The sequence below is a fragment of the Bradyrhizobium sp. sGM-13 genome (assembly GCF_018398875.1).
GTDB lineage: Bacteria > Pseudomonadota > Alphaproteobacteria > Rhizobiales > Xanthobacteraceae > Bradyrhizobium.
Window position 1 is genome coordinate 1 of record NZ_JAGWDK010000060.1, and the last position, 20,515, is coordinate 20,515.

Genomic DNA, 20,515 nt, shown 5'->3' on the forward strand with positions numbered 1-20,515 from the left:
CAGCAGGTCGGCTTCTCGCGCGGCAAGCCACGCGGCTCGGGCTCGCCCCTGACACTTCGGACAATGCCGATTCCGGCAGGAATTATAAGCGATGCGTGTCATGCCGCAGTCGTCGCAAGCCTCCATGTGACCGCCGAGCGCCTCGGTTCGGCACGCAACGATCGCACTCATCACGCGCCGCTCGATCCGACCGAGATGACCGGCATGCAAACGGCGATAGGCGTCGCCATGCCGGCGCAAGATATCGGCAATCTCGATGGCGGGTCTGTGCGGACGGACGTCGGGGCGGGCCATCACCCGCATCCCGGACGCGTCGTCATCCCGGTGGCGTCACCTCCAGCGACAGACGGTCGAGCGGGCTCTGCGTCGCCCGGATCGTATGGGTGGCGACCTGCGTGTAGCGCGCCGTCGACGACAGGTTATTGTGCCCGAGCAGAACCTGGATGATCCGGATGTCGGTTCCGTTCTCCAGAAGATGTGTCGCGAAGCTGTGGCGCAGCGTGTGCAGCGTGACGCGCTTGGTCAGGCCCGCAGCCTTCACCGCCGACCGGCAGGCGGCGTGCAACACGGTCTGATCGATTGGATGGTCTTCGTCGCGACCCGGGAACAGATAAAGCCGCGGCCGGGCGAGCCGCCAGTAGGTGCGCAGGATGCCGAGTAGTTGGGGCGACAGCATCACGTTGCGATCCTTCGCCCCCTTGCCGTGGCGCACCTGGATGACACCGCGAGCACTGTCGATGTCTTCGATCCGCAGTCCCGCGACCTCGGAGGCCCTCAGTCCGGCCGCATAGGCGGTGGTGAGCGCGGCGCGGCTCTTCAGGCTGGACACTGCTTCGAGGAACTGGACAACTTCGTCGGCGCTGAGCACGACCGGCAGCTTGCGCGGTTCTCGCGCATAGGGAATGCGTTCCGGGATCAGCGCCTCGCCGAGAGTAACGCCGTAGAAAAACCGCAGCGCACAGACGATTTGGTTCAGCGCCGGCCATGATATGCCGGTCGAGACCAGATGCACTTGAAAGGCGCGAACGTCTTCCAGTTCCAACCGATCCGGCGATTTGCCGAAATAGCGGCTGAACTTCGAAACCGCGCTGATGTAGGATCGCTGCGTCGCCGGCGACAGATTGCGGACGGTCATGTCCTCGATCATGCGGCGGCGAAGAGGGCTCAAATCGGCCATCTCGATACTCCTGTCTGAGGGGGTGGGCTGCAACACCCACATCCTCTCAGGCAGGAGGCGCTCTACGCCACCTCGCCGTTCACGCCGCGGTAGCGGCTTCGTTCAATCCTTAGAGTCCACACCACCTAGTCCGTTAGCGCTGCAAACGCGGTAATCGCCAAGTCTCTCAATCCTAGAGCTTTCATGCGCGATTTCTTTGTCTCCGCGGCAAGACGGCGGAGCGAGCCGTAATCACACTGAAAAAATGCATTCCTGCCTAATAGCAGCAGGAATAGTGCGTCGATTTCGAATAATAGTTTATGTGTTGACCGGTAGAACGGCGCAACGCAGCGATTGCTGCTCTCCGAGGGTATTTCATGGGCAATCATGACCTAGTCTCCAGTAGCTTCCTAGCACTGACCGCGGCCGGCCTCGCGCTGCTCTGCTCGAGCCTGCTCGTATTTGCCTTCGCTTAGCGGCTGCATCGGACGACGACGAGCCGATCGAGATCATCATATGGAATTGTGAATCCCGATGGTCTTGCTGCGGTGAAGAACGTTGAGCATCAGCATCCAGTAGGCGTCCTGCAGCATTGGCGGCTTCGCGATCGCTTACATGAAGGTAACTGCATTGCCGATCAGTCGCTGTAAGAGCGCCTTCGGCACATGCCGACAATCGATGGAATCCGTCGAGAAACTGCATCAGAGCGCGGAATTCAAGCGTCGGTGCCGGGACATTGCATTAATCAATATCGCCATATGGCTACTGTGCAGGGGCGAACGTAACCATTGCGCGAGCCGACTGTTTGTGGAGACCGACAAACTACATTGGCGCGGTTAAACCCATTCCAATTCGACGAAGTAGCAAATGATCTGGCTGCAGGACAATCTGATGGGCTCGGGAGCGAAGTAGTCCGATCGGAGCGCTAGTCCACTGCGTGGGTCAGCTAGTCCGGAATGGAAACGAAGCGGCTGAAACCATCAGCAAGTTGATGTAACTCCAGCTAAAACGGCAGGACTATCTTGTTCAAAGCCGCAACCAGACCCCCGTCCGGGGACGACCTCGATGGCAGATGTCTGCACGGATGCACCTTGCTGTTCGTGAGCGTCGCGACGGCGGTGCTTGCCGGCGTCACGGCTGCGGACGCGGCCGACTGTCCGCGTAAGGACGCGCTCGGGACCTCGCGCGTGCTCGCCGTTGATGCCAAGACTTATCCGCGGGTTGGACTGAAGAGCTTTCCCCAGACGCTCCCTTTGGCCGATCGCGAGGTTGTGCTGACGTTCGACGACGGGCCCCGGCCGCCGTACACGGAAAAAGTGCTGGCGGCGCTCGCGCAGGAGTGCGTCCGAGCCACGTTCTTTGTGGTCGGCAAGTCGTCGGCCCAATTTCCCGAGCTCGTGCGGCGCGCGGCCGCGCAAGGCCACACCATCGCGCACCACACATGGTCGCATTCGATGGCGTCGAAGATCAGCTTCGAGAAGGCGAAAGAGGACATCGACCGCGGGATTGCGGCCGACGAAATGGCGCTCCATGGCGTATCGACAATGGCGCCCTCGACGCCGTTCTTCCGCTTCCCCTATTTCGACTCGACGCCTAAGACGCTCAAGCTGCTCCAGTCTCGGGGCATCGTCGTGTTCGGAGCGGACCTCTGGGCCAGCGACTGGGAGGAGATGACCGCGGACCAGGAGCTGAAGCTCATCACCAGCCGGCTGGATGCCGAGGGCAAGGGCATCATTCTGTTTCACGACGCCAAGGCACATACCGCCGCTATGATGCCCGCCTTCCTACGGTACCTGCACGACAACGACTATCACGTCGTTCACATCGTTCCGACGGCGATACCGCAAAGGAATGCCGATACGCATTGATGGCGAGATGTCACGGCGGCGCAGAGAATGGGTGATCCCAATTGATCAAGCCTTCGCTCGTGCTAGGCGGTGCAATGACAGAGGGGGAATCGCGGCTGAGCCGTTTCGGGCAGGCTCCGTCAAGGAAGATATAATGTGACGTAGTAGGTCACTTCAATGGCAGAAGCCCACCGTTTGAGCGATGATCTAAGTGATCTTCTGCTGAACTGGCGCGACAATCCAACGTTGTAACGCGTGTCCGCAGCTAAACCGCCAAGCGGAACCGATCCGCTCGCGTAAGCATCCTGGGGCTATGCACAGAAGGCGGGGGCGGTAGCGCAACCGCCAAGAAGGGATGCGCGGCCAATGTGCTGGTCAGTGCGGAGGTCGAGTGAGCGTTGATAGCTCTCGACGGATCATTTTCGGATTCCGCTACTGAGCGCCTCAGCCCACATTGCATCCATATCAGGAGGCGGCCAGTGTTGGAGATGTTGCGGATCGCGCAAAAGCGATGTTGGCGGGACTCGTGACCATCACCACGTCGATCTAACGTCGCCTCATTTCCGCCTTAACCGCCGAGAGCCTTCGCAGATATTCAGTATTGGCTCCAATAGTGCCGCGATCTCCAAATTTCAAGTCAGTCATAAAACTTTGCATTTTGGCGAATGCTGCAGGATTCCGGCTATGCCGTGTCCCACAACAGAGTAATCCTGTTCCCGCAGCTTGGTATGCTCTCGCTCGACAACTGCTTAAGCTCGTGGGGTTTCTCGTGAGCCACAGTCGCCTTCGCTGGGTCGTGGATTTCTTCGTCACTATCCTGCTGGTGGTAGTCGCAGCGGCTATCGGAGCGGCGGTGGGCTGCGACGATAGGAAAGTGAGCAACGACACGCCCGCTGGCGTGCACATCCGTCGTTGATCGGCGTCATCAAACCGCTTGGACTTGCCGAGGAGCAAGGGGCGGCAGCCCGCTCCAGCGGGGATCTAGTGGTGAAAATCAGACGCTTCGGTCGCCCGAAAAGGCGCATGCACCTTGGCTGACAGCGGGTTCGGGGGCGATATGTTAGATTCTCACCACTAGCATGACCAACATCATATAAATGAAACCAACTTCTTGCGCATTATGACGTTTAGATTCGGTCGTTAGCGTCCGTTTCATTGACGGCTTCCCCGGTTACGGTCAGATGAGGCCGCAGCAGTTGGAATCGCGCACCTCAAGCGCGACGTCAGCCAAGCTGAATGCCGAGCGGGATATCCTAAAAAAGCCGCGGCCTGCTTCGCGAACGAGTCGACATGAAGTTCGTTTTTGTTGCGAAGCACCGGGGATTTGGCGGGCGGGGTGGTTGTGCGAATCGCTCGGTGTCTCGCGAGGTAGGTTTTATGCGTGCCTGACAAGGGCACGCAGTCAGGTGTCCGGGATGATGAAGATCTCGGGGTGAAGGTCCATGCACGAAGGCCGTCTCCCATAGTTCGCCGATACTGGCGGATACGCGTACTTGGCATACCGATCGTTTTGCTGTTTCTGAACAGCCTGAATGCGCCGACTTTCTCGATCGCCTATCAGGCATTTTTCGGCCAAGCGGCGAATGTCCGCGTGTTCTTGCAGACGATTGAGGTAAGCGTGGTGGCCACTGCCATCTGCTTCATCGTCGGCTACCCCACAGCTTATCTGATCACCGCCGCTTCGAAGAGCGTGCGCACGGCGGTCCTGGTGTTCGTTGCCATCCCCTATCTGACGAGCCTGCTGGTTGCGCACATACGCGTGGATCGTGATGCCGGCGGCGGTATGGTGAACAACATGCTGCTCGAATTCGGGCTAATCTCCAGCCCGCTGCCGCTGATTTACAACCGGTTGGCCGTCTACGTGGGGATGGTGCATATCATGCTCCAAGTGATGATTCTGCCTCTGGTCAGCGTCATGCTCGGCATCGACAAGGCGCTGATGTCAGCAGCCCGCAGCATGGGGGCTCGCCCACTTGCCGCATTCTGGCGGGTATTCTTCCCGCTCGGCCTGCCCGGCGTGCGCAGCGGCTCGTTGCTAGTCTTCGTGCTCTGCCTCGGCTGCTATATCACACTCGCGGCCCTCGGCGGACTGCGTGACACAATGCTGTCAACGTTCATCGCGAGTCAGGTCGAGACCTCTTTCAATGTCGCAAGCATTGCAGCCTCGGCCGTTATCCTCTTGGCCGTTGCCGCAGCTGTGCTCGCCATTTTCGAGCTCGACCTTTCCGGTACGCAGGGCCGCCCGGCGCGACCGGCGCGGGCGTATTGGTGGAACCGGCTACTCTCATTGTCCACACTTGCACGTTATCTCAATGAGCTTGCCACTCCATATCGAGCGAAGCGCTGGACACTTCCTGATTAGGGAATGGCAGAAGCCCACCGCTTGAGCGATGACCTAAGCGATTATGCTGAAATGGCGCGACCGTCTCACGCTGTAACGCGTGTCCGCAAGCACTAGAAGAGTCCTCCAACAAACAGATGGTAAAGTGATCCGAGTGAACGATAGAGACGATCTCGCACGACGGCCTGACGATGCTTTCCGAAAGCATTTAACGGCAATGCGATAGCCGGCGTGAACCGGGCTCATCGGGACGGGACATTGTGGAAGAACACGAGAGAAGCTAGCCTCAATCGCGAGCTCAACGACCAGGTTGCACGCGTTCGTCGGGCGTCCGCGATGTTCTTCATCGCGCGGCAACAAATGGCACGTCCGATGAGAGATTAGAAAAGCTGATTATCTAAACACAACCAAAAACAGTGTGTCTTGGACTCGCACGTTCGACAATTCTCTGAGAACATTGATCACAGGCAATGATGCCAGTCACGGACGCTCCTGATGCCCAACAACATCTTCGACAAGGTGAGTAATTCGATTATCACCGCGGGCCGATGAGCGTTCCTTCCGCGACGCGCGCAGCCATCGCAATGGGGCCGTTGAATGTGATTGCACGGGACTGGATCCAGGCGAATCGCTGGTCGGCCTGCTGCTCGAACCGTTCCATGAGGGGAGAGTAGATCCAAATCCGTGAGCCTGTTCGCAAGCGGTCAGGCCCGCTCCTGCAACTTCCGAGCATGAACACGATGCCCCCGATGTGGGGCGACACGCAGGTCCAAAGAAGAAGAAAGCGCTCCGTGCGAAATGACGATGTTCGACAAGTTATCTTTCGATTTTCTGAGATATTTTTAGCTAGGAGCGACACGAAGACGCTATCACCTCAGCGTGAACCAAGGCGTCATCTGACCGTCAACCGTGCGGCATATCTGTTTCGAATCGGCTGCTGCGGCAGCTTCCTGTCCCGATGCCGCCGCTGGACAAGGTCGTATGTTGGTTGAACTTGGAAGAGGATATGACATGTTGACCACGCGTGAAGTGTCTATCGATGACGCCACAACGGTGACGCACATGGTTGCTGCGCTACTTGGCGAACTTGAGGGCGGACAAATGCAGGACGGACTAGATACCCAGCTTGTTGTCGACCTGCTGGCCATGAAAGAGCGCGTCTATGGGTTTCTGGCTTTCACGGAGGCACGCCCGGTCGGCCTCATTATGTTGTCTGAAAGCGCCGCCCTTTTTGCGCGTGGAACCTACGGCATTATCACCGAACTCTACGTGGTGCCGGATCAGCGATCGTCTGGGGTCGCGATGCGTCTCATTGAGGCTGCGGTGGGCCTGGGGACGGTAAAAGGCTGGGGCCAGCTTGAAGTGGGGGCGCCGAGGCAACCGATGTGGAGCCGTAGCCCCAATTCAGCATTGTACTTGAAGGCCGGCTTCGCAGAGATCGGCCCACGCCTCAAGTTGCCGTTACACGGCTTAGCTAGTCAACGTGCGAAACGTAATGCTGCCGGGCGATCGCGGTTAGATCCTCGGCGGCAACGCGCACTGGGCCGTGTCCCGGATTCATCTTCTGCGAGATTTGCGTGAGCGTCGATTTGCCGGCGCCCCATTGACAGCGATGAAGTTTGTGATGCCGGCTTTGAGCCCGGCCGACAAGTCGGAGAGCACCGGCACAACTCAAAACCCCCTCATTCTGTGTAAGCCGGTCCCGCGTGCCCTGCTCGAAGGGACATGAAGCCCGCGCCGCGCAGGGCGCCGGCCTCTGCGTGGCGATGAGCGTTCTGTAAGCGCCGAACGCTGGCCAGTCTCCCAGGGCGTGCGGACGGGACGGCTTACGAAAGGCTCACGGGTTCGCCCCATCCGTTGACCTGTTCTTGACCGGTTTAATATTCTTCGCGGTCACTTGCGCTGGCGTCGCACCGACGAGCTGTTCGTACAGGAGAGGATCGGTCGCGCCCTCGGTGTTGATCAGAAAGACCCGTGCATTGGGTCCAAGACCAATCCTGCCACGCAAGGTCGGGTCAGAAGCAGCCTTCAGTAAGGCTGCGAGGCCAACACCACCACTTTCGCCTGCAACGACAGCGGGATCGCCATCCTTCGGATTTGCCAGAAGCTTCATCACGCTGATTGCGTCCTCGTCGTCGACAGTCATAAAGGCGTCCGCGGCGCGTGAAAGGATGCGCCAAGCGACGAGCGAAGGCTCGTAGCATTCGAGCATCGCCGTCACGGTCGATTGCCCATGATCTACCTTGACAGGATGCCCGGCCCGCGCGCTTTCGAAGAGGCATGCTGCCCGCGAGGGATCGACCACGGTGAAGAACGGGCGGTCGTCGCCCAACAGAACTGATAGATGTCCAGCAACGGCTGCGGCGATCCCACCGACGCCTGCCTGGATGAAGACGTGCGTCGGCGGCTCCGACAACTGGCGTAGTGCTTCGCTCAGAAGTGCGGTATATCCCTGCATTGCGAAGCGCGGGATGCGCTCGTAGCCAGGCCAGGACGTGTCAGACACCATGATCCAACCTTCTTGAGCCGCAACTTGGGATGCCTGGACGACGGAATCGTCTTAGTTGCCGTCGACGCGGACCATCTGCGCGCCAAAGCGGGCGATGGCGGCGATGCGCTCGTTGCTTACGCCTGAATGAACGAAGATGGCGCATTTTGCACCAACGAGCTGGGCACCTTGAGCAACTGATCTGCCATGGTTGCCATCCGTGGCGCAAGAGACCGTCATACCTCTTGCCACGGTCTCCACTTCAGGTGTGTGCAGCTCGGACACGTCAACATCGCGACCGAGCTGCCGAGTTGCTTCCTCGAGCACCAGACGGATCACAGCATAGGAACCGCCCAAGGCTTTGAAACTACCAACGCCCAGACGATGGCCTTCGTCCTTTAGATGGATCGAACCCACTCCAATCTCGCGGGCAAGGCCCGGCAAAGAAATGAGAGGGGTTTCCTTTGTGGCCATCGCGATGCTTGAGAGACCGCTCGACCTCGCGAGCGGCTTCCACGCCCAACGTGTCGGCGTCCGAGGCATCGTGGGGAGCGCGGTGGTCGGTGTGCTGGTTGAGGAGAAACATGCTTCGGCTCTCTTGCCTCGTCGGTAGCGCTCTGTATGGAATCTTTCATTCGCGATGATAAAAAGTGCTGCATTCCGACATCGTTTTATGCAAAATTCGCTCATACCCGAGGGTGGGCCCCTTGATTAGCTTGGATCGCTCGACCCGAAAGTCGCAAATGATACGGCGCGCTCAGCAGCAATAGAAAAAGTGCCCTATTGGCTTCATGGCTGGCAGCGGATCGGTTGCTTCCTGAACCCGTCATGACCAGCGCGCCTTCGATCGTGTAGACCGACCACAACCACCTTCGCCCGTGCCGCTTCAAGAAAACATTGAAGGTTGGAATTCGATCAGACATGATCAAGTCAGGGCGTCAATTCAAGACGATTGTGCGTTTTTGGTCTTCAGAACTCTAGAGGTGGTGTGGACTCTAAGGATTCCCATTTAGGGGCAAATCAGATTCAAGACTGCTTTTGGGGAGGCAGTCTTGGGTGTGATGGATCGGTTGGTTTTGAGCGACGCGGCGTGGGAGCGGATGGCGCCGCTGATCATCGGCCGACCTGACCAGAAGGGTTCGACCGGCCGCGACAACCGGATGTTCGTGGAGGGCGTGCTTTGGATCGTGCGCACCGGCTCTCCCTGGCGTGATCTTCCAGAGGCGTTTGGAGATTGGAACAGCGTGTTCCGACGCTTCAGTCGATGGAGCATCAAAGTGGCGGATCTTCGAGGCGATGTCCGACGATCCGGACTTCGAATATCTGATCGTCGATTCCACTATCGTTCGGGCGCATCAGCACGCCGCCGGCGCCAAAAAAGGGGGTCTGAAGATCAAGCGGAAGATCAAGCGATCGGCCGCTCGCGCGGGGGCCTGAGCACCAAGATACATCTGGCCGTTCGCGGCTTGGGATGTCCCGTGCGGTTCATGCTTACCGCAGGTCAGAAGGGCGATGCACCGCAAGCCGCCGCATTGATCGAGGGACTACCCGCCGAGGTCGTCATGGCCGATACAGCCTATGACGCCGATCACTTGCGCCAAGCCATCGCCGCCAAGGGCGCGATCGCCGTCATCCCCAATAACCCTTCACGTGCGCTCAAATACCCGCTCGACAAGCATCTCTATGCCCAGCGCCATCTCGTGGAATGCTGCTTCTCAAAACTCAAGCAGTTCCGCCGCGTCGCAACCCGCTTCGAAAAGACCGCCCGAAACTATCGGGCCGTCGTTACTCTCGCCGCCATCGTCCTATGGCTCCGCTAAATGTCCACACCACCTAGAGCGACTTTCAAGCGAGCTTTCTCTAGGCGATGCCTGAGTGCAGTGAGCCTGTTAGCCAGCTCAGTCAATTCGTGAACACCGGAATCACCAAAAACAAATTCATCGAGCGCTTCCTGTTGTGCGGCGACGCTCGCGAGATGCTTGTAAGTCTTGTCCGTCAGCGACATCTGCACGACCCTGGCATCGCTAGTGGAGGGCTTGCGCCGCAGGAAGCCTTTTTTCTCCAGCAGCTTTGATTGGGTCGTAACGAACGAAGGGTCAACGTGCATCAATTTGGACACCACGTTGACCGGAACACCGTTTTCTCTGTCCAAGTCAGCTAAAGCCATCAAGATCATCCATTGTGGACCGGTGATGCCAAGTACATTGGCCTGGAATTGGCGAAGTCCCTCCAGACACAAATTGATGGATCTGATTTCCCACACGAATCGCCGGATCACCTCCTGAATCTCAGGGGGACTCCTGCCGACCTGTCTTGTTGGGCTGGGCAAATCCGGCAGCATCGATGTCTGGAGTTCCATCCTTGAGTTTGCTTCCCTTAGCGACGAGCTGCGCACCCCGCTCGGCCGGCTGATCGTCTGCCGCAAGATCCGGGGGCACTCTTCGAAGATGTCTTCCGGAAAGCGCTTGCACCGGCCTCGCAGACCTAAATACTTCCGCAATTATCGGACAATTGGTGTGGTGAAATCCGTCGAAAGAGGCGCTCGAACGCGGAATTTAAGCGTCAACGCAGGACACGTTGCATTTATCAATATCGACATGTCGTTACTGTACAGGATCGAACGTAACCCTGTTGCACGAGCCCGACTGTTGGAGCCGGCAAAGACAATGACGCCGTGCGGCTCGAGAGCGAAATAGTGCGGTCCGGAACGTCAACGTTCCGTGGAATGGTAATTCTCCGTCCATAGCGAGCCAAGCCAACTTTTTGGCGTGTGGTCCAATTGGCGGTGCTCGGTGCTTCATGCCCAGCGTGGTAGGCCTCTGCGAAAACCCACTCACCAAATAGGTTTCTGTTCAATCGGAGTTCGCCTTGGGACGCTTCTACTTTCACCTAAGTGCCGGCAACGAAATAACGCTCGATGAGGAAGGAACAGAGCTACCAGATTTATCTGCGGCTGAGAATGAGGCTGTACTAGCCACACGCGAGCTTTTAGCCGAAGCGATCAAGAGCGGTATGCCAGACGTTCCAGAGGTTTTGGTCATCGCGGATGAAGCTGGGCGACCGCTCGCCAGCATACCGTTCGCAACCGTTCTGCCGAGGTCCCTAAAGAAGTAGGGCGCTTCAGTTGGCGGTCTCATCATCATCCTGACAGTATTGCCGGTCGCGAAGATCCTTATTGCAGATTTATCAGGGAGCAGATCTTCCTTTTAAGGTCGGCACGATGAGGATTGGTATCTTGTCTGCCGTCATGCTGAGCATCGCGATCCTGCTATTCTAACCTATTCCGGACTACCACCTGCGTATTTGTGATCGAGAACGTGAATTGACTTGGATCAATATTGCCTGCTGCCTAAGCGCACTAGCGTTGTGCCGACTTCGAGGAGGATCCAATGCGCACTTTGGCTTTGACAATTCTGACCGTGGGTATGGCTTTGGCAGCATGGCAAGCCCGGGCTCAGACCTATGATTTTTCGCCCGCGCCTGCCGGGCCGGATAGCTACTGCTTGCAAGGGCGCATATGGGGCTATCCCGGCAATTGCCAATTCTCCAGCTACGCCCAATGCATGGCCACGGCGAGCGGTACTAACGCCTATTGCGGGATCAATCCCCAGTACGCGTTTGCGCGCCAGCGGCGCGGCGCCTATCGGGACCGATACTGAGCGGTAGTGAAGCAATATCGCAGCAAGTAGCGGTGTGATGAGATCACAGCGCGAGTTAATCGAGAACGCGACGGGGCGGCCAGTGAGAAAGGTCGTGTCCCCCGTGATGGTGTAGCTCGGTCGAGCAAAGTCATGAGCGCCGCCAGCAGGCAGTCGCAAGGGCCCAAGCGGCATCGAGCAGGGCAGGCGGGAGCACGACAGGAGGGGTCGCCGAAATCGAAGCCCAGCGCGCCACACTCGAAAAGCGGCACAAGCCGAAGAGACCCGTTGGGAGAAGCAGAAGGAGAAGCTGGAGACCGCTCTGCGCCGGGCGGGGCAATAGCAGCGGCGAGCGGTGCCGACCGGTAGCCCTTGAAATTTTCTGGCGCGCTTTAACCTTCGTGAATCCTGGAACACGCGGCGTTAGTTATCCTCGGTCTGGACGACTGAGGGGCAATCTCCGATGTTCGACGCCCAGACCACCGCGCTACTGCGCGGTCCTCGACGATGCCTGTCAAGGCGTGTCGCGGTACGAAACCGGCACCCGAACGCAGGTGGCCGCGAAAATCCTTGAAGCGGCAAGGCGGGGCGGGACCACGGCCGACAGCCTGAAGCGGGTCGGCCGCAAGGGGCGCTCAGCGAGGCGCCCACGATGTGGCGGTGAGAAGCCTCGGAACGATCGCCGACCGTCGCGGACGGCCGCCTTCCGGCCTCGGTGACCCGATACTCAATCTCGTCCGAGGCGAGCGGCTCCGCCTTGACGAGCTCCAGTTCGATCAGCCGTGGTCGAAAAACGGCGTGCTGGTCCAGGGCGCGGACGCGAGTCGGTTCATGAATTCCAGCTCCAGATCGGTCAGCGTCATCATCGGTTTCGATTACTCCCAGGGAGGGCCCGCCTATAATGGACGCATTTGCCGCTGCCCGCGACACGGCTGTCCAGATGAACACGCTGGAAAAATGCGTTCTTTCGTAGCAGCAGCAGGAATAGTGCAGTGAATTCGAGTAATGTTTTATGTATTGAACGTCGAACGAAGGCAGCAAGTGGCGCTCTCCTTGCGCTGCACTCGAGGATGTTTCATGCGCAATCATGATCTTGTCTCCGGCAGCCTGCTGGCACTGACCGCGGCAGGCCTTGCGCTGCTCTGCTCGAGCCTGCTCGCTTTTGCTTTCATTTAAAGCCGATGCCTTGATCGAGTTTCGCGCCGCGTGGACGCGCGCTTTGAAATAGAGGATGGCCTGTGTCTCTGGCGTATCGCGGCTAATAGCGAGCTGACGGGATAGCATCCTGACTGATTACCAACTGCCTGTCGGGAGGAGGCGGAAGCGAGGCGCCACCCGGAGGAGTAATTCGTGTCTCGGCTTTCTAGATCGCTCTTGAAGGTGCTACTGAACGGCGTGAATGTATGAACCGAGATAAGCGAAAAGCGAAGCGCATTCAATTTGAACATGAGTACCGAGCCACTCTCTTGGGCGCTGATGGCACCTGGCGGCGTGATTGCGTACTCGTTGATGTTTCTGAGACGGGCGCGTGTCTTCGAATAGATGGATCGACAGATGTCCTGAGATCACGTCAGTTTTTCCTATTGCTTTCAAAGACAGGATTGGCCTTCCGGCGGTGCGAGTTGGTCCGGTTAAACGGCCAGGAAGTCGGCGTACAATTTGTGACAAGCCGGACTATTCGCACACGCCCGACACTCCGGGCGATGTATCCAACCTCAGCCTCAGACTAGCGCTACTTTGGCAGGCTTGGCGATTGATTGGTGAAACTGGTTTCCCGAATGGCGGCTCTCTTCAGCTTCCGTTTCTCCCAGTGGGTATCTTTGCGCTTAGAATTGAACACCCACTCGACATAACGGTTCACTGGGACGATCTGGCCGGGATAGGTTCGCGTCGGGGAAGCGTATCTTTACGCGCATGCGGTATGGTTTATTGTCAACGACGGCGAGACCTATGAACTCACTGCTTGAAATTCGACCAAACCACTCTCGCTAACATGACGGCGGCGCTTGAATATGCTTGTCGGAAGCTTCCGCCGGACCGGGACCATGAGTCCATTCGAAAATTTATTGCCGAACAGATCATCGCGGCGGCTGAGACCTCCGTTGGCGATCTGACGAGTACTGGTCTCAAGGTCGTAAACGGCTATCTTTTCCCGCCGGGGCACTCTTGGCTGAAGGCTCTCAGAGGGTAGCTGAGGCCTTCTTCGGGCAGATTTGCACCGGCGCCCTTTTTGCTTCCAGGCCCTTATCAGTCAGGCGGTAGGCTAATTCACCTGCGGTACCGCGGCTCTCGATCCAGCCTTTCGCAAGCAAGTTTTGGATTGTCTTGGGTGAGTTCGCTAGGGTGAAAGCCTTGATCCAGGCACCGCCACGGAGGCGTTGCATGACCTGTCGCTCTCGATGAGTCGGAAGGTTCATTTCGCGTTCCCGACGCCCAACCACCGCGAAGAATCGTAGCATGCTACTTTCGCGGCGGACGCCGTGAATTTTTTCGCCGCTGTCCTCTTTGCGCCGCGCTTGATGCGCTTATCTTTGCATAAAACGAAATATCCCTTGGCACAATGCCGAAGCGCGGCTTAAAATGTCATTTTCGGCAACATTTTAGGCGATCCATGAACTATTCCCAAATGAAGGACGAACGCCTATTGGCGTTTTACGAGAACGTCCGTGAGCAAGTCGTCTTAGATGCTGGAAGCCGCTACCGCTTTGCTGGTGATGGGGTCCGCGCCTACGCGGACGAGCTTCGCGAAGAAATGGAAAGACGGAGGCTTCGGTTCACGCCAATTGATTGGCACCACCGATGATGGAAACCAAGATAGAGGTGCCCGCACCACTACGCGAACTCGGCGCAATCGGAATTGATAATGCCGAAAGCGCGCTGGCGCTGTTCTTCGATGCAGTGAGTAAATTGGGCGCGCCGACCTCTGCGCAATCGCTCGCCCTGCTAGAGCGAATTGTTGCCGTTCGGATGGATTACGCCCGAAAGGTTGCGCGCGCCATAGATCGTTCGGAAGCTACGGCATTACAGTTCGCGTTTTGCCGGTCGCAAATCGACATCACGACTGAACTTATTCGTGTCGTTTCGGGCTCGGTTGACTAGTGCCAGCAAGACCATCAATCAAACGTGAGAATAGCCGGATAGCTACCGGCGCGAAGATCATCGTCGTATTTTGTTGCGCGAACTGCAACGCAGGTTACAAAGCAACGCAATATCGTCAGGTGTTGCAGGACGTTGGCACGTTCAGATGCCAGGTGTGCGGTGTCGAGGTCTATTCGTGGTCCGGCGACTATGACTACATTGACTGGACCGCCATCAAAGCAAAGCTGAAGCGGCGCAAGAAAAGGTAATGATTAAGAATGGACTCTATTCGTTGAGCGCTACAGCACACGACGGCACAGCCGCTGAAGTCGGCGGCGTCCTGATACTGCGCGATGGCCAGATACACGGCGGCGACGCCTTTGCGTTCTACATGGGGAGCTATGAGTGTTCCGCTGGAAGGCGGCAGGGTAAAATGACTAGTCAAGAACATACCCCGACCGAGCGACCGATGGCGGCCCGGGTCCAATACATCGGATTCCTTGGGACCTAGAATGATGCCAGTGCCAAGGCGGATGCAATGGCCCTCGTTGGCGAGCAAAGCGTTCGATACGATGCAAAGTTACGCTTGTTGGTAGAGGCTTAGAAATCTGGCCGTTGTAATAGGGCCCGAACAGCGTCTTCCTTATCCGCACCCCGCTTTACGATCATAAGTCCATTCGACAGCGGTCTTTGTAGCGCCTTCCCGTCACCCCACGGCGCGCGCATCCGCACGTCGCGGTGTTCGCCCGCAGTCGAGATCACCGGCATAGCCTTTGGGAGTATCGGCTCCGCGACTGCGTTCGCCGATGTCGTCAGGAAACCGTAGACGAGGTGAGGGCCTATGAACTCGGTCCAGATGCCAGCAAATGCGAATAGCGGGCGGCCATCATTCAGGGTAAACCAGACGACGTCCTCTTTCTTGGTCTCGGGGTTGGGCTCTGGGAGTATTCGGCAAAGCTGTTCACGGGCACCAAGCAGCGGCTGTCCGGCTTCAGCCAGCCGCGCCAGTGCGGCGGCGAGGTGTTCCGGATGTTCGTGACCGGAGGGACGGCAATCCTCGGTGGCGGCCGCATACCCCAGCGCATCATCGTTAGCTCAGTGCCGTTGTCGGTGCTGCGGATAGTCGGGGAAGACCCCCGGCATTGGGGCGAGGTTTCCAACGTAGCGATTGATCACGCGGAACAGCCGGATGATCGCTTCCTGATTTGTTGTTGTGATCGAATAGAGATTATGCCGACGTCGGCATAACCTCTACTATGCCGACCTCTGGATTATGCCGACCATTGGCCCAGAACTGTCTCTGGCTGCGGTGATCGCGGCGTCGGAGTCGGCATAATCCGATTGATCTCACGGGCGTGTAGTCTCCCTCTTGCCAATTGAAGGGAGGCTTTCATGTTGATTGATCTGTCACGAGTTAGGGTTTCGGGTCCGCTTTCGGCATTCGCGATCGGGTTTGCCGACCACATGACAAGACAAGGCTATAGCCAACAGCAGGCCCGCATTCAGTTATTGCTGCTAAACCGCCTGAGCAATTGGCTTGTGAGCAAGGGGCTCGATGTAGGGGAACTACGAGCAAAGGAAGTAGAGCAGTTTCAGCTCAGCCGTCATGAAGCGGGTGACAAAACTCTTCGCTCTATCAGAGCGATGCAGCCGATCCTCGGTTACCTGCGCGGTCTTGGGATCGCACCGCGGCTTCGTCGCCTCCGGTCAGCGGAGTGCTTGAAGCGGCCCTGGCGCGATACCGAGGTTACTTGCTACTTGAACGTGGCATCAGGAATGTGTCAGCGTCCCGGTATATTGAACTGATGCGCCCCTTCCTTCAAACCAAGGTCTTGCCGGACGGCCTTACTCTAGACCTTCGAAGCCTGACGGCGGCTGACGTCATTTCTTTTGTGGTGACAAACTGCCCTCGCCTGAGCCCAGGGACGGCCGGGCTGACGGTGTCGGCCCTTCGATCACTACTCGGTTTTCTTTACGTCGACGGCGCTATCGATCGGTCACTGGTGTCTGCGGTACCGACCGTTCCCGGTCGGCGATTAACCGGATTGCCGAAGGGATTGGCCGCTGACCAAGTGCAGCGGCTTCTGGCGTCCTGCGACACCAGCACCCGAAGTGGCTGTCGTGACTTCGCGGTCCTGACCATGCTTGTTCGCCTGGGCTTGCGGGCAGGCGAAGTCGCCAAACTGCAACTTGAGCACATCGATTGGCGAGGCGGCGAGATCGTGATTGCCCACAGCAAAGGCAATCACTCCGAACGACTGCCATTACCTGCAGACGTCGGCGAAGCAATCGCGGCTTACTTGCATCACGGCCGTCCCGCAAGCGCGCAAGGCCGAATGGTGTTTGCACGGATCACAGCTCCGCATCACGCTCTCACCACTGGCGCGGTAACGCAGATTGTTCGCCACGCTGGCGAACGGTGCGGCTTTGAACGGATCCATGCTCACAGGCTGCGTCACACCGCTGCGACTCTGATGCTACGCGGCGGTGCATCGCTGCCCGAGATCGGACAACTCCTGCGCCACCGCAACGCCATTACGACATCGATCTATGCCAAGGTCGATCGCGATGCTCTGCGGTCGATCGCTCGCCCCTGGCCGGGTGTCGTCGCATGAACGCTCTCCGCAAGGCTCTCGCAGACTACTTTGTGGTTCGCCGCGCCCTCGGCTTTAAGCTCTATCGAGCCGAGAAGCTCCTCAGTCAGTTTCTCACCTTCGTCGAGGATCGCGGCGAAGATCATCTGACAACCGAGGCGGCGCTCGCTTGGGCGACACTCCCTAAGCGCGGTCGAACCTGGGCGTTTGCCCGGCTTTCCGTTGTTCGCCGCTTCGCTAAACACCTGCGCGGGATCGACCCCGCGACCGAGGTGCCCCCGACACACTTGCTGGTGCAGCAAAAAGGCCGAGCCACCCCCTACCTATATTCGGAGTCGGATATCGCGGCCCTCATCGCCGCAGCCGGGACGCTGCGGACACCGCACCGAGTGGCGACATTTCGAACATTGATCGCTTTGCTTGCAGTGACCGGAATGCGGGTTGGGGAAGCGATCGGCCTCGACCGCGACGATTTTGACTCCGTCATTGGACTACTCACCATTCGGAACGCAAAGTTCGGCAAGTCTCGCCAATTGCCGCTGCATCCGAGCACCGTGGCTGCACTGGTTGATTATCTGCGTCGAGACGACCGTCCGAAAAACTCGTCGAATACGCCGGCACTGCTGGTCACTACGGTTGGCACCAGGTTCCGCTACATGGGCGTCCAGCCCGTCTTTCGTCAAATTGTGGATGTCGCCGGCCTCAAGCCGCGCTCTGCCTCATGCCGTCCGAGGCTGCATGACCTGCGGCATGGATTTGCCGTCAATACCATCCTTGACGGATATCGAGATGGCAGGGAGCCGGGGAACCGGATCGCGTTGCTGTCGACCTACCTCGGCCACGTCGATCCTGTCAGCACATACTGGTATCTCTCAGCTGCGCCGGAGTTGCTGACGCTGGTTGGTGATCGTTTGGAGCGGCACCTCGGAGGTGCCGCATGACCGCGCTTGCCCCAACCCTGCAAGCGTTCTTCACGGAACGCCTCATCCGCCAGCGCCAAGCTAGTCCCCATACACTTGCGGCCTACCGGGACACGCTGCGACTGCTGCTGGTCTTCGCGTCTGCGAGGAAAGACGTCGAACCTTCGAAGCTAGACATCGACGATCTTGATGCGCCGCTCATCGGCGCCTTCCTCGACCATCTTGAGAAGCAGCGGGAGAATAGTGCGCGTACTCGCAACGCTCGACTTGCCGCCGTCCGTTCGCTGTTCCGGTACGCAGCGCTTCGACATCCCGAGCATGCCGCCATAATCGAACGCGTGCTTGCCATTCCACGCAAGCGTTTCGACCGGAGGCTCGTCACTTTCCTGATCGAACCGGAACTCGATGCGCTTTTCCGCGCACCCGACCGCTCGACCTGGACCGGGCGGCGCGACCATACCTTGCTTACGCTCGCGGCCCAAACGGGCCTGCGTGCGTCAGAATTGATCGGCCTTCGCATCAGCGATGTTCATCTCGGCACTGGCGCCCATGTCAGTTGCACGGGGAAAGGACGGAAGTTGCGGATCACACCGATTACCTCGGGTATGGTCGCCCTCCTGCGTGTTTGGCTCGCCGAGCGCGCGGGTCAGCCGACGGAGCCACTTTTCGTCACCCAGTCGGGGACGTCACTCAGCCGTGACGCCGTCGAACATCGGCTCGCCAAATACGTTCAGATCGCCACCCGCGCCTGTCCGTCGTTGGGACAGAAAACCATCAGCATGCATGTGTTGCGTCATAGCGCCGCGATGCGACTGCTGCGGGCAGGAATTGAAACCTCGGTGATCGCACTTTGGCTCGGCCATGAGCAGGTCGAAACCACCCACATCTACCTACACGCTGATATGGGAATCAAGGAACGCGCACTGGCCGCGACAGCTCCAACGGTAGCCACTCCCGGTCGTTTTCGACCGAACGACAAGCTTCTCGCATTTTTGGAGGCACTGTGATTATGCCGACTCCAACGCAGCGATCGCCGCCGCCAGAGCCCGTTTTGAGCCAATGGTCGGCATAATCCAGAAGTCGGCATAGTAGAGATTGCACATCATCAGTCTAGGTCGCCCGGCTAACAGGCTGAAGCAGGGTTATGATTTCGGGATGGTGCGTCAGACCGAAGCGATTGACCCACAACGGACTCTGGCCACCAGCGCGAGAAACTACGCGGGTATGGGCGCTCTGCGGTCCGGAGCAGTCTAGGACGCGCCTATGTAGAGTGCCGTCCAGCGTTTTCATGTATCGTCCGATTTAACCGGCGGAGATAAGAACATGCGATATGCTTTGGTCATCGCGATGCTGCTTGGGTCGACGCTGCTTGTGCAGGCGGAGCCTATCGCTCGTGACAAGTGGATCGCGCAGACTGGAAGAGCGAGCAAATCCTGCCTCGCTAAATTTCGGCAGAAATTCGGGGAAGACAAGGGCCACAATTACTCAGGCTGTGTGACAAATCAAACTAACAAAGCGATCGATGACTGCGTTGGCAGTAGTGAGTTTTCTAACTGTGTTTTAGAAAAATCGTTGAGGGTATTGGAAGCCTGCGACCTATCGAGTTGCTGAAAATACACGTCTCAGGTTGCCTTACCTAGTGCCGTGAAGGAGCCTCTCGCAACCAACGGCGGTCGCCTAAACCTCTTCGGTGTACCGCCCGTGCTCGTAGATGGCGAGAACTACCACGGGCTGCGCGAGCCCAATCCTCACGAGGCCTTCGGCAACGGCCCGCATCATTGCGCGGGCGCGCACTTGTCGCGGCGAACCGTTGGCGTCATCCCGCTGCCCATGCCGTCCGAGCGTTTCCCCAACATGACCTTGCCTGATCCCGCAAATACTTCCCTTTTAGGACAACTATTTCGGATTGTGGTCAGCGTACACAATCAATCGCAATCGGATCGATCCCTGCGCCGGCATATGCGTATTGATCGATCTGATCTCCCACATGAATCGGCGGCCCACCTCCTGAGTCTCAGGAGACCTACCGCCGACCTGTCTTGCTGGGCTGGGCAAATCCGGCGGCATCGTATGTCAGGAGTTCCATCCTTCGTTGATTCCCTTAGCGCAGACCAAAAATATTGACAATGCTGTCCGCGCGAACCAATTCACAGCGCGCTCAGATCGTCCGGCACTTCGGCGAACTTCCGGATCACCTTGGCGTCAGTGAAATCGCCGATGGCTGGGTTGCCGCAGCGGCTAACAGCGAGGCGACGAAGCCTGGCTTGCGCGAGAGCGCCTGGCTCGCATCACGGCGGCGTTCTGCAAAAAGCACCCGACGGCTTCACCGACCATTCCGTCGTCGGAATACGCGTGCGCCATGGCCGAAAACCTTTATCCGCCAGGTGCTGCGCGCGGCCTAGGAGCCTGTCCGAGTAATCGGATTTTTCTCGACGAAGAACAAGCGTCGTGAT

Annotated in this window: 16 protein-coding genes and 2 pseudogenes; 12 read left to right on the forward strand and 6 right to left on the reverse strand. The window is 58.3% G+C overall.

The genetic code is table 11. The features are described from left to right. The 3 genes from KJQ96_RS35945 to KJQ96_RS35955 all read right to left on the reverse strand — a co-directional run. Nucleotides 1-294 (reverse strand): transposase zinc-binding domain-containing protein (locus KJQ96_RS35945; RefSeq protein ID WP_213290879.1); only part of this gene is annotated, 294 nt, incomplete at its 3' end. 22 nt (nt 295-316) lie between these two features. Continuing rightward, nucleotides 317-1,177, reverse strand: a complete 861-nt coding sequence (locus KJQ96_RS35950) for a tyrosine-type recombinase/integrase (RefSeq protein WP_213290880.1) — start codon at nt 1,175-1,177, stop codon at nt 317-319. Nucleotides 1,178-1,302: 125 nt separating this feature from the next. Next, entirely contained in the window at nt 1,303-1,545 is a 243-nt protein-coding gene (locus tag KJQ96_RS35955) for a hypothetical protein (protein ID WP_190242234.1), read from the reverse strand. 705 nt (nt 1,546-2,250) lie between these two features. Here KJQ96_RS35955 and KJQ96_RS35960 point away from each other — a divergent pair. The 3 genes from KJQ96_RS35960 (at nt 2,251) to KJQ96_RS35970 (ending at nt 6,925) form a co-directional block, all read left to right on the forward strand. Continuing rightward, entirely contained in the window at nt 2,251-3,024 is a 774-nt protein-coding gene (locus tag KJQ96_RS35960; RefSeq protein WP_244608730.1) for a polysaccharide deacetylase family protein, read from the forward strand. Between the two features lie 1,360 nt (nt 3,025-4,384). Beyond that, a complete protein-coding gene (locus KJQ96_RS35965) occupies nt 4,385-5,365 on the forward strand; it encodes an ABC transporter permease (protein ID WP_375293249.1) in 981 nt (326 codons plus the stop codon). A gap of 960 nt (nt 5,366-6,325) precedes the next feature. After that, a complete protein-coding gene (locus KJQ96_RS35970; protein WP_249734943.1) occupies nt 6,326-6,925 on the forward strand; it encodes a GNAT family N-acetyltransferase in 600 nt (199 codons plus the stop codon). 256 nt (nt 6,926-7,181) lie between these two features. On the opposite strand, the pseudogene KJQ96_RS35975 reads toward KJQ96_RS35970, so the two are convergent. Further along, nucleotides 7,182-8,418: pseudogene (locus KJQ96_RS35975) on the reverse strand (diaminopropionate ammonia-lyase). 475 nt (nt 8,419-8,893) lie between these two features. Between KJQ96_RS35975 and KJQ96_RS35980 the strand changes: the two are divergent. Then, nucleotides 8,894-9,652, forward strand: coding sequence for an IS5 family transposase (locus KJQ96_RS35980; protein WP_256441728.1), 759 nt, complete (start codon nt 8,894-8,896; stop codon nt 9,650-9,652). Here KJQ96_RS35980 and KJQ96_RS35985 read toward each other — a convergent pair. Next, nucleotides 9,649-10,173, reverse strand: coding sequence for a MarR family winged helix-turn-helix transcriptional regulator (locus KJQ96_RS35985; protein ID WP_213290885.1), 525 nt, complete (start codon nt 10,171-10,173; stop codon nt 9,649-9,651). The two genes, KJQ96_RS35980 and KJQ96_RS35985, sit on opposite strands and share 4 nt — an antisense overlap. A gap of 527 nt (nt 10,174-10,700) precedes the next feature. Here KJQ96_RS35985 and KJQ96_RS35990 point away from each other — a divergent pair. The 4 genes from KJQ96_RS35990 to KJQ96_RS36005 all read left to right on the forward strand — a co-directional run bounded on the left by KJQ96_RS35990 (nt 10,701) and on the right by KJQ96_RS36005 (nt 14,569). Next, entirely contained in the window at nt 10,701-10,946 is a 246-nt protein-coding gene (locus KJQ96_RS35990) for a DUF6894 family protein (protein ID WP_057900968.1), read from the forward strand. A gap of 275 nt (nt 10,947-11,221) precedes the next feature. After that, nucleotides 11,222-11,491: a DUF3551 domain-containing protein gene (locus tag KJQ96_RS35995; RefSeq protein ID WP_082656128.1), complete on the forward strand. Its 270-nt coding sequence runs from the start codon at nt 11,222-11,224 to the stop codon at nt 11,489-11,491. Between the two features lie 1,382 nt (nt 11,492-12,873). Next, on the forward strand, nt 12,874-13,200 hold the full coding sequence (locus tag KJQ96_RS36000) for a PilZ domain-containing protein (protein WP_082656127.1): 327 nt from the start codon (nt 12,874-12,876) through the stop codon (nt 13,198-13,200). Nucleotides 13,201-14,269: 1,069 nt separating this feature from the next. Beyond that, complete coding sequence (locus KJQ96_RS36005; protein WP_108522621.1) at nt 14,270-14,569, forward strand: phasin; 300 nt, start codon at nt 14,270-14,272, stop codon at nt 14,567-14,569. Nucleotides 14,570-15,148: 579 nt separating this feature from the next. Here KJQ96_RS36005 and KJQ96_RS40850 read toward each other — a convergent pair. Continuing rightward, nucleotides 15,149-15,766 (reverse strand): annotated as a pseudogene (locus KJQ96_RS40850) (SOS response-associated peptidase family protein). Between the two features lie 174 nt (nt 15,767-15,940). Here KJQ96_RS40850 and KJQ96_RS40855 point away from each other — a divergent pair. From KJQ96_RS40855 to KJQ96_RS36025, 4 genes are read left to right on the forward strand one after another with little or no spacing between them, the layout of a single operon-like run. Then, nucleotides 15,941-16,354 (forward strand): hypothetical protein, encoded by a 414-nt coding sequence (locus KJQ96_RS40855; protein WP_249734945.1) that lies wholly within the window; start codon nt 15,941-15,943, stop codon nt 16,352-16,354. After that, nucleotides 16,354-17,163, forward strand: a complete 810-nt coding sequence (locus tag KJQ96_RS36015; protein WP_249734946.1) for a site-specific integrase — start codon at nt 16,354-16,356, stop codon at nt 17,161-17,163. Before KJQ96_RS40855 ends, KJQ96_RS36015 begins: the two co-directional genes overlap by 1 nt. Further along, the gene (locus KJQ96_RS36020; protein WP_213290881.1) at nt 17,160-18,083 is read left to right on the forward strand and encodes a tyrosine-type recombinase/integrase; all 924 of its coding nucleotides are present in this window, start codon (nt 17,160-17,162) and stop codon (nt 18,081-18,083) included. Before KJQ96_RS36015 ends, KJQ96_RS36020 begins: the two co-directional genes overlap by 4 nt. Beyond that, nucleotides 18,080-19,069 carry a tyrosine-type recombinase/integrase gene (locus KJQ96_RS36025; RefSeq protein ID WP_213290882.1) on the forward strand — a complete coding sequence of 330 codons (990 nt, stop codon included), beginning with the start codon at nt 18,080-18,082 and terminating at the stop codon, nt 19,067-19,069. Before KJQ96_RS36020 ends, KJQ96_RS36025 begins: the two co-directional genes overlap by 4 nt. Nucleotides 19,070-20,515: the final 1,446 nt, after the last annotated feature.

What these genes read in the sequence shown, in the direction of transcription:
- KJQ96_RS36000 (WP_082656127.1), top strand. Translation starts at nt 12,874, where the DNA reads ATGAACCGAGATAAGCGAAAAGCGAAGCGCATTCAATTTGAACATGAG.
- KJQ96_RS36005 (WP_108522621.1), top strand. Translation starts at nt 14,270, where the DNA reads ATGATGGAAACCAAGATAGAGGTGCCCGCACCACTACGCGAACTCGGC.
- KJQ96_RS36025 (WP_213290882.1), top strand. Translation starts at nt 18,080, where the DNA reads ATGACCGCGCTTGCCCCAACCCTGCAAGCGTTCTTCACGGAACGCCTC.
- KJQ96_RS40855 (WP_249734945.1), top strand. Translation starts at nt 15,941, where the DNA reads ATGTTGATTGATCTGTCACGAGTTAGGGTTTCGGGTCCGCTTTCGGCA.
- KJQ96_RS35980 (WP_256441728.1), top strand. Translation starts at nt 8,894, where the DNA reads ATGGATCGGTTGGTTTTGAGCGACGCGGCGTGGGAGCGGATGGCGCCG.
- KJQ96_RS35995 (WP_082656128.1), top strand. Translation starts at nt 11,222, where the DNA reads ATGCGCACTTTGGCTTTGACAATTCTGACCGTGGGTATGGCTTTGGCA.
- KJQ96_RS35950 (WP_213290880.1), bottom strand. Translation starts at nt 1,177, where the DNA reads ATGGCCGATTTGAGCCCTCTTCGCCGCCGCATGATCGAGGACATGACC.
- KJQ96_RS36020 (WP_213290881.1), top strand. Translation starts at nt 17,160, where the DNA reads ATGAACGCTCTCCGCAAGGCTCTCGCAGACTACTTTGTGGTTCGCCGC.
- KJQ96_RS35985 (WP_213290885.1), bottom strand. Translation starts at nt 10,173, where the DNA reads ATGCTGCCGGATTTGCCCAGCCCAACAAGACAGGTCGGCAGGAGTCCC.
- KJQ96_RS36015 (WP_249734946.1), top strand. Translation starts at nt 16,354, where the DNA reads ATGCGCCCCTTCCTTCAAACCAAGGTCTTGCCGGACGGCCTTACTCTA.
- KJQ96_RS35955 (WP_190242234.1), bottom strand. Translation starts at nt 1,545, where the DNA reads ATGATTGCCCATGAAATACCCTCGGAGAGCAGCAATCGCTGCGTTGCG.
- KJQ96_RS35970 (WP_249734943.1), top strand. Translation starts at nt 6,326, where the DNA reads ATGTTGGTTGAACTTGGAAGAGGATATGACATGTTGACCACGCGTGAA.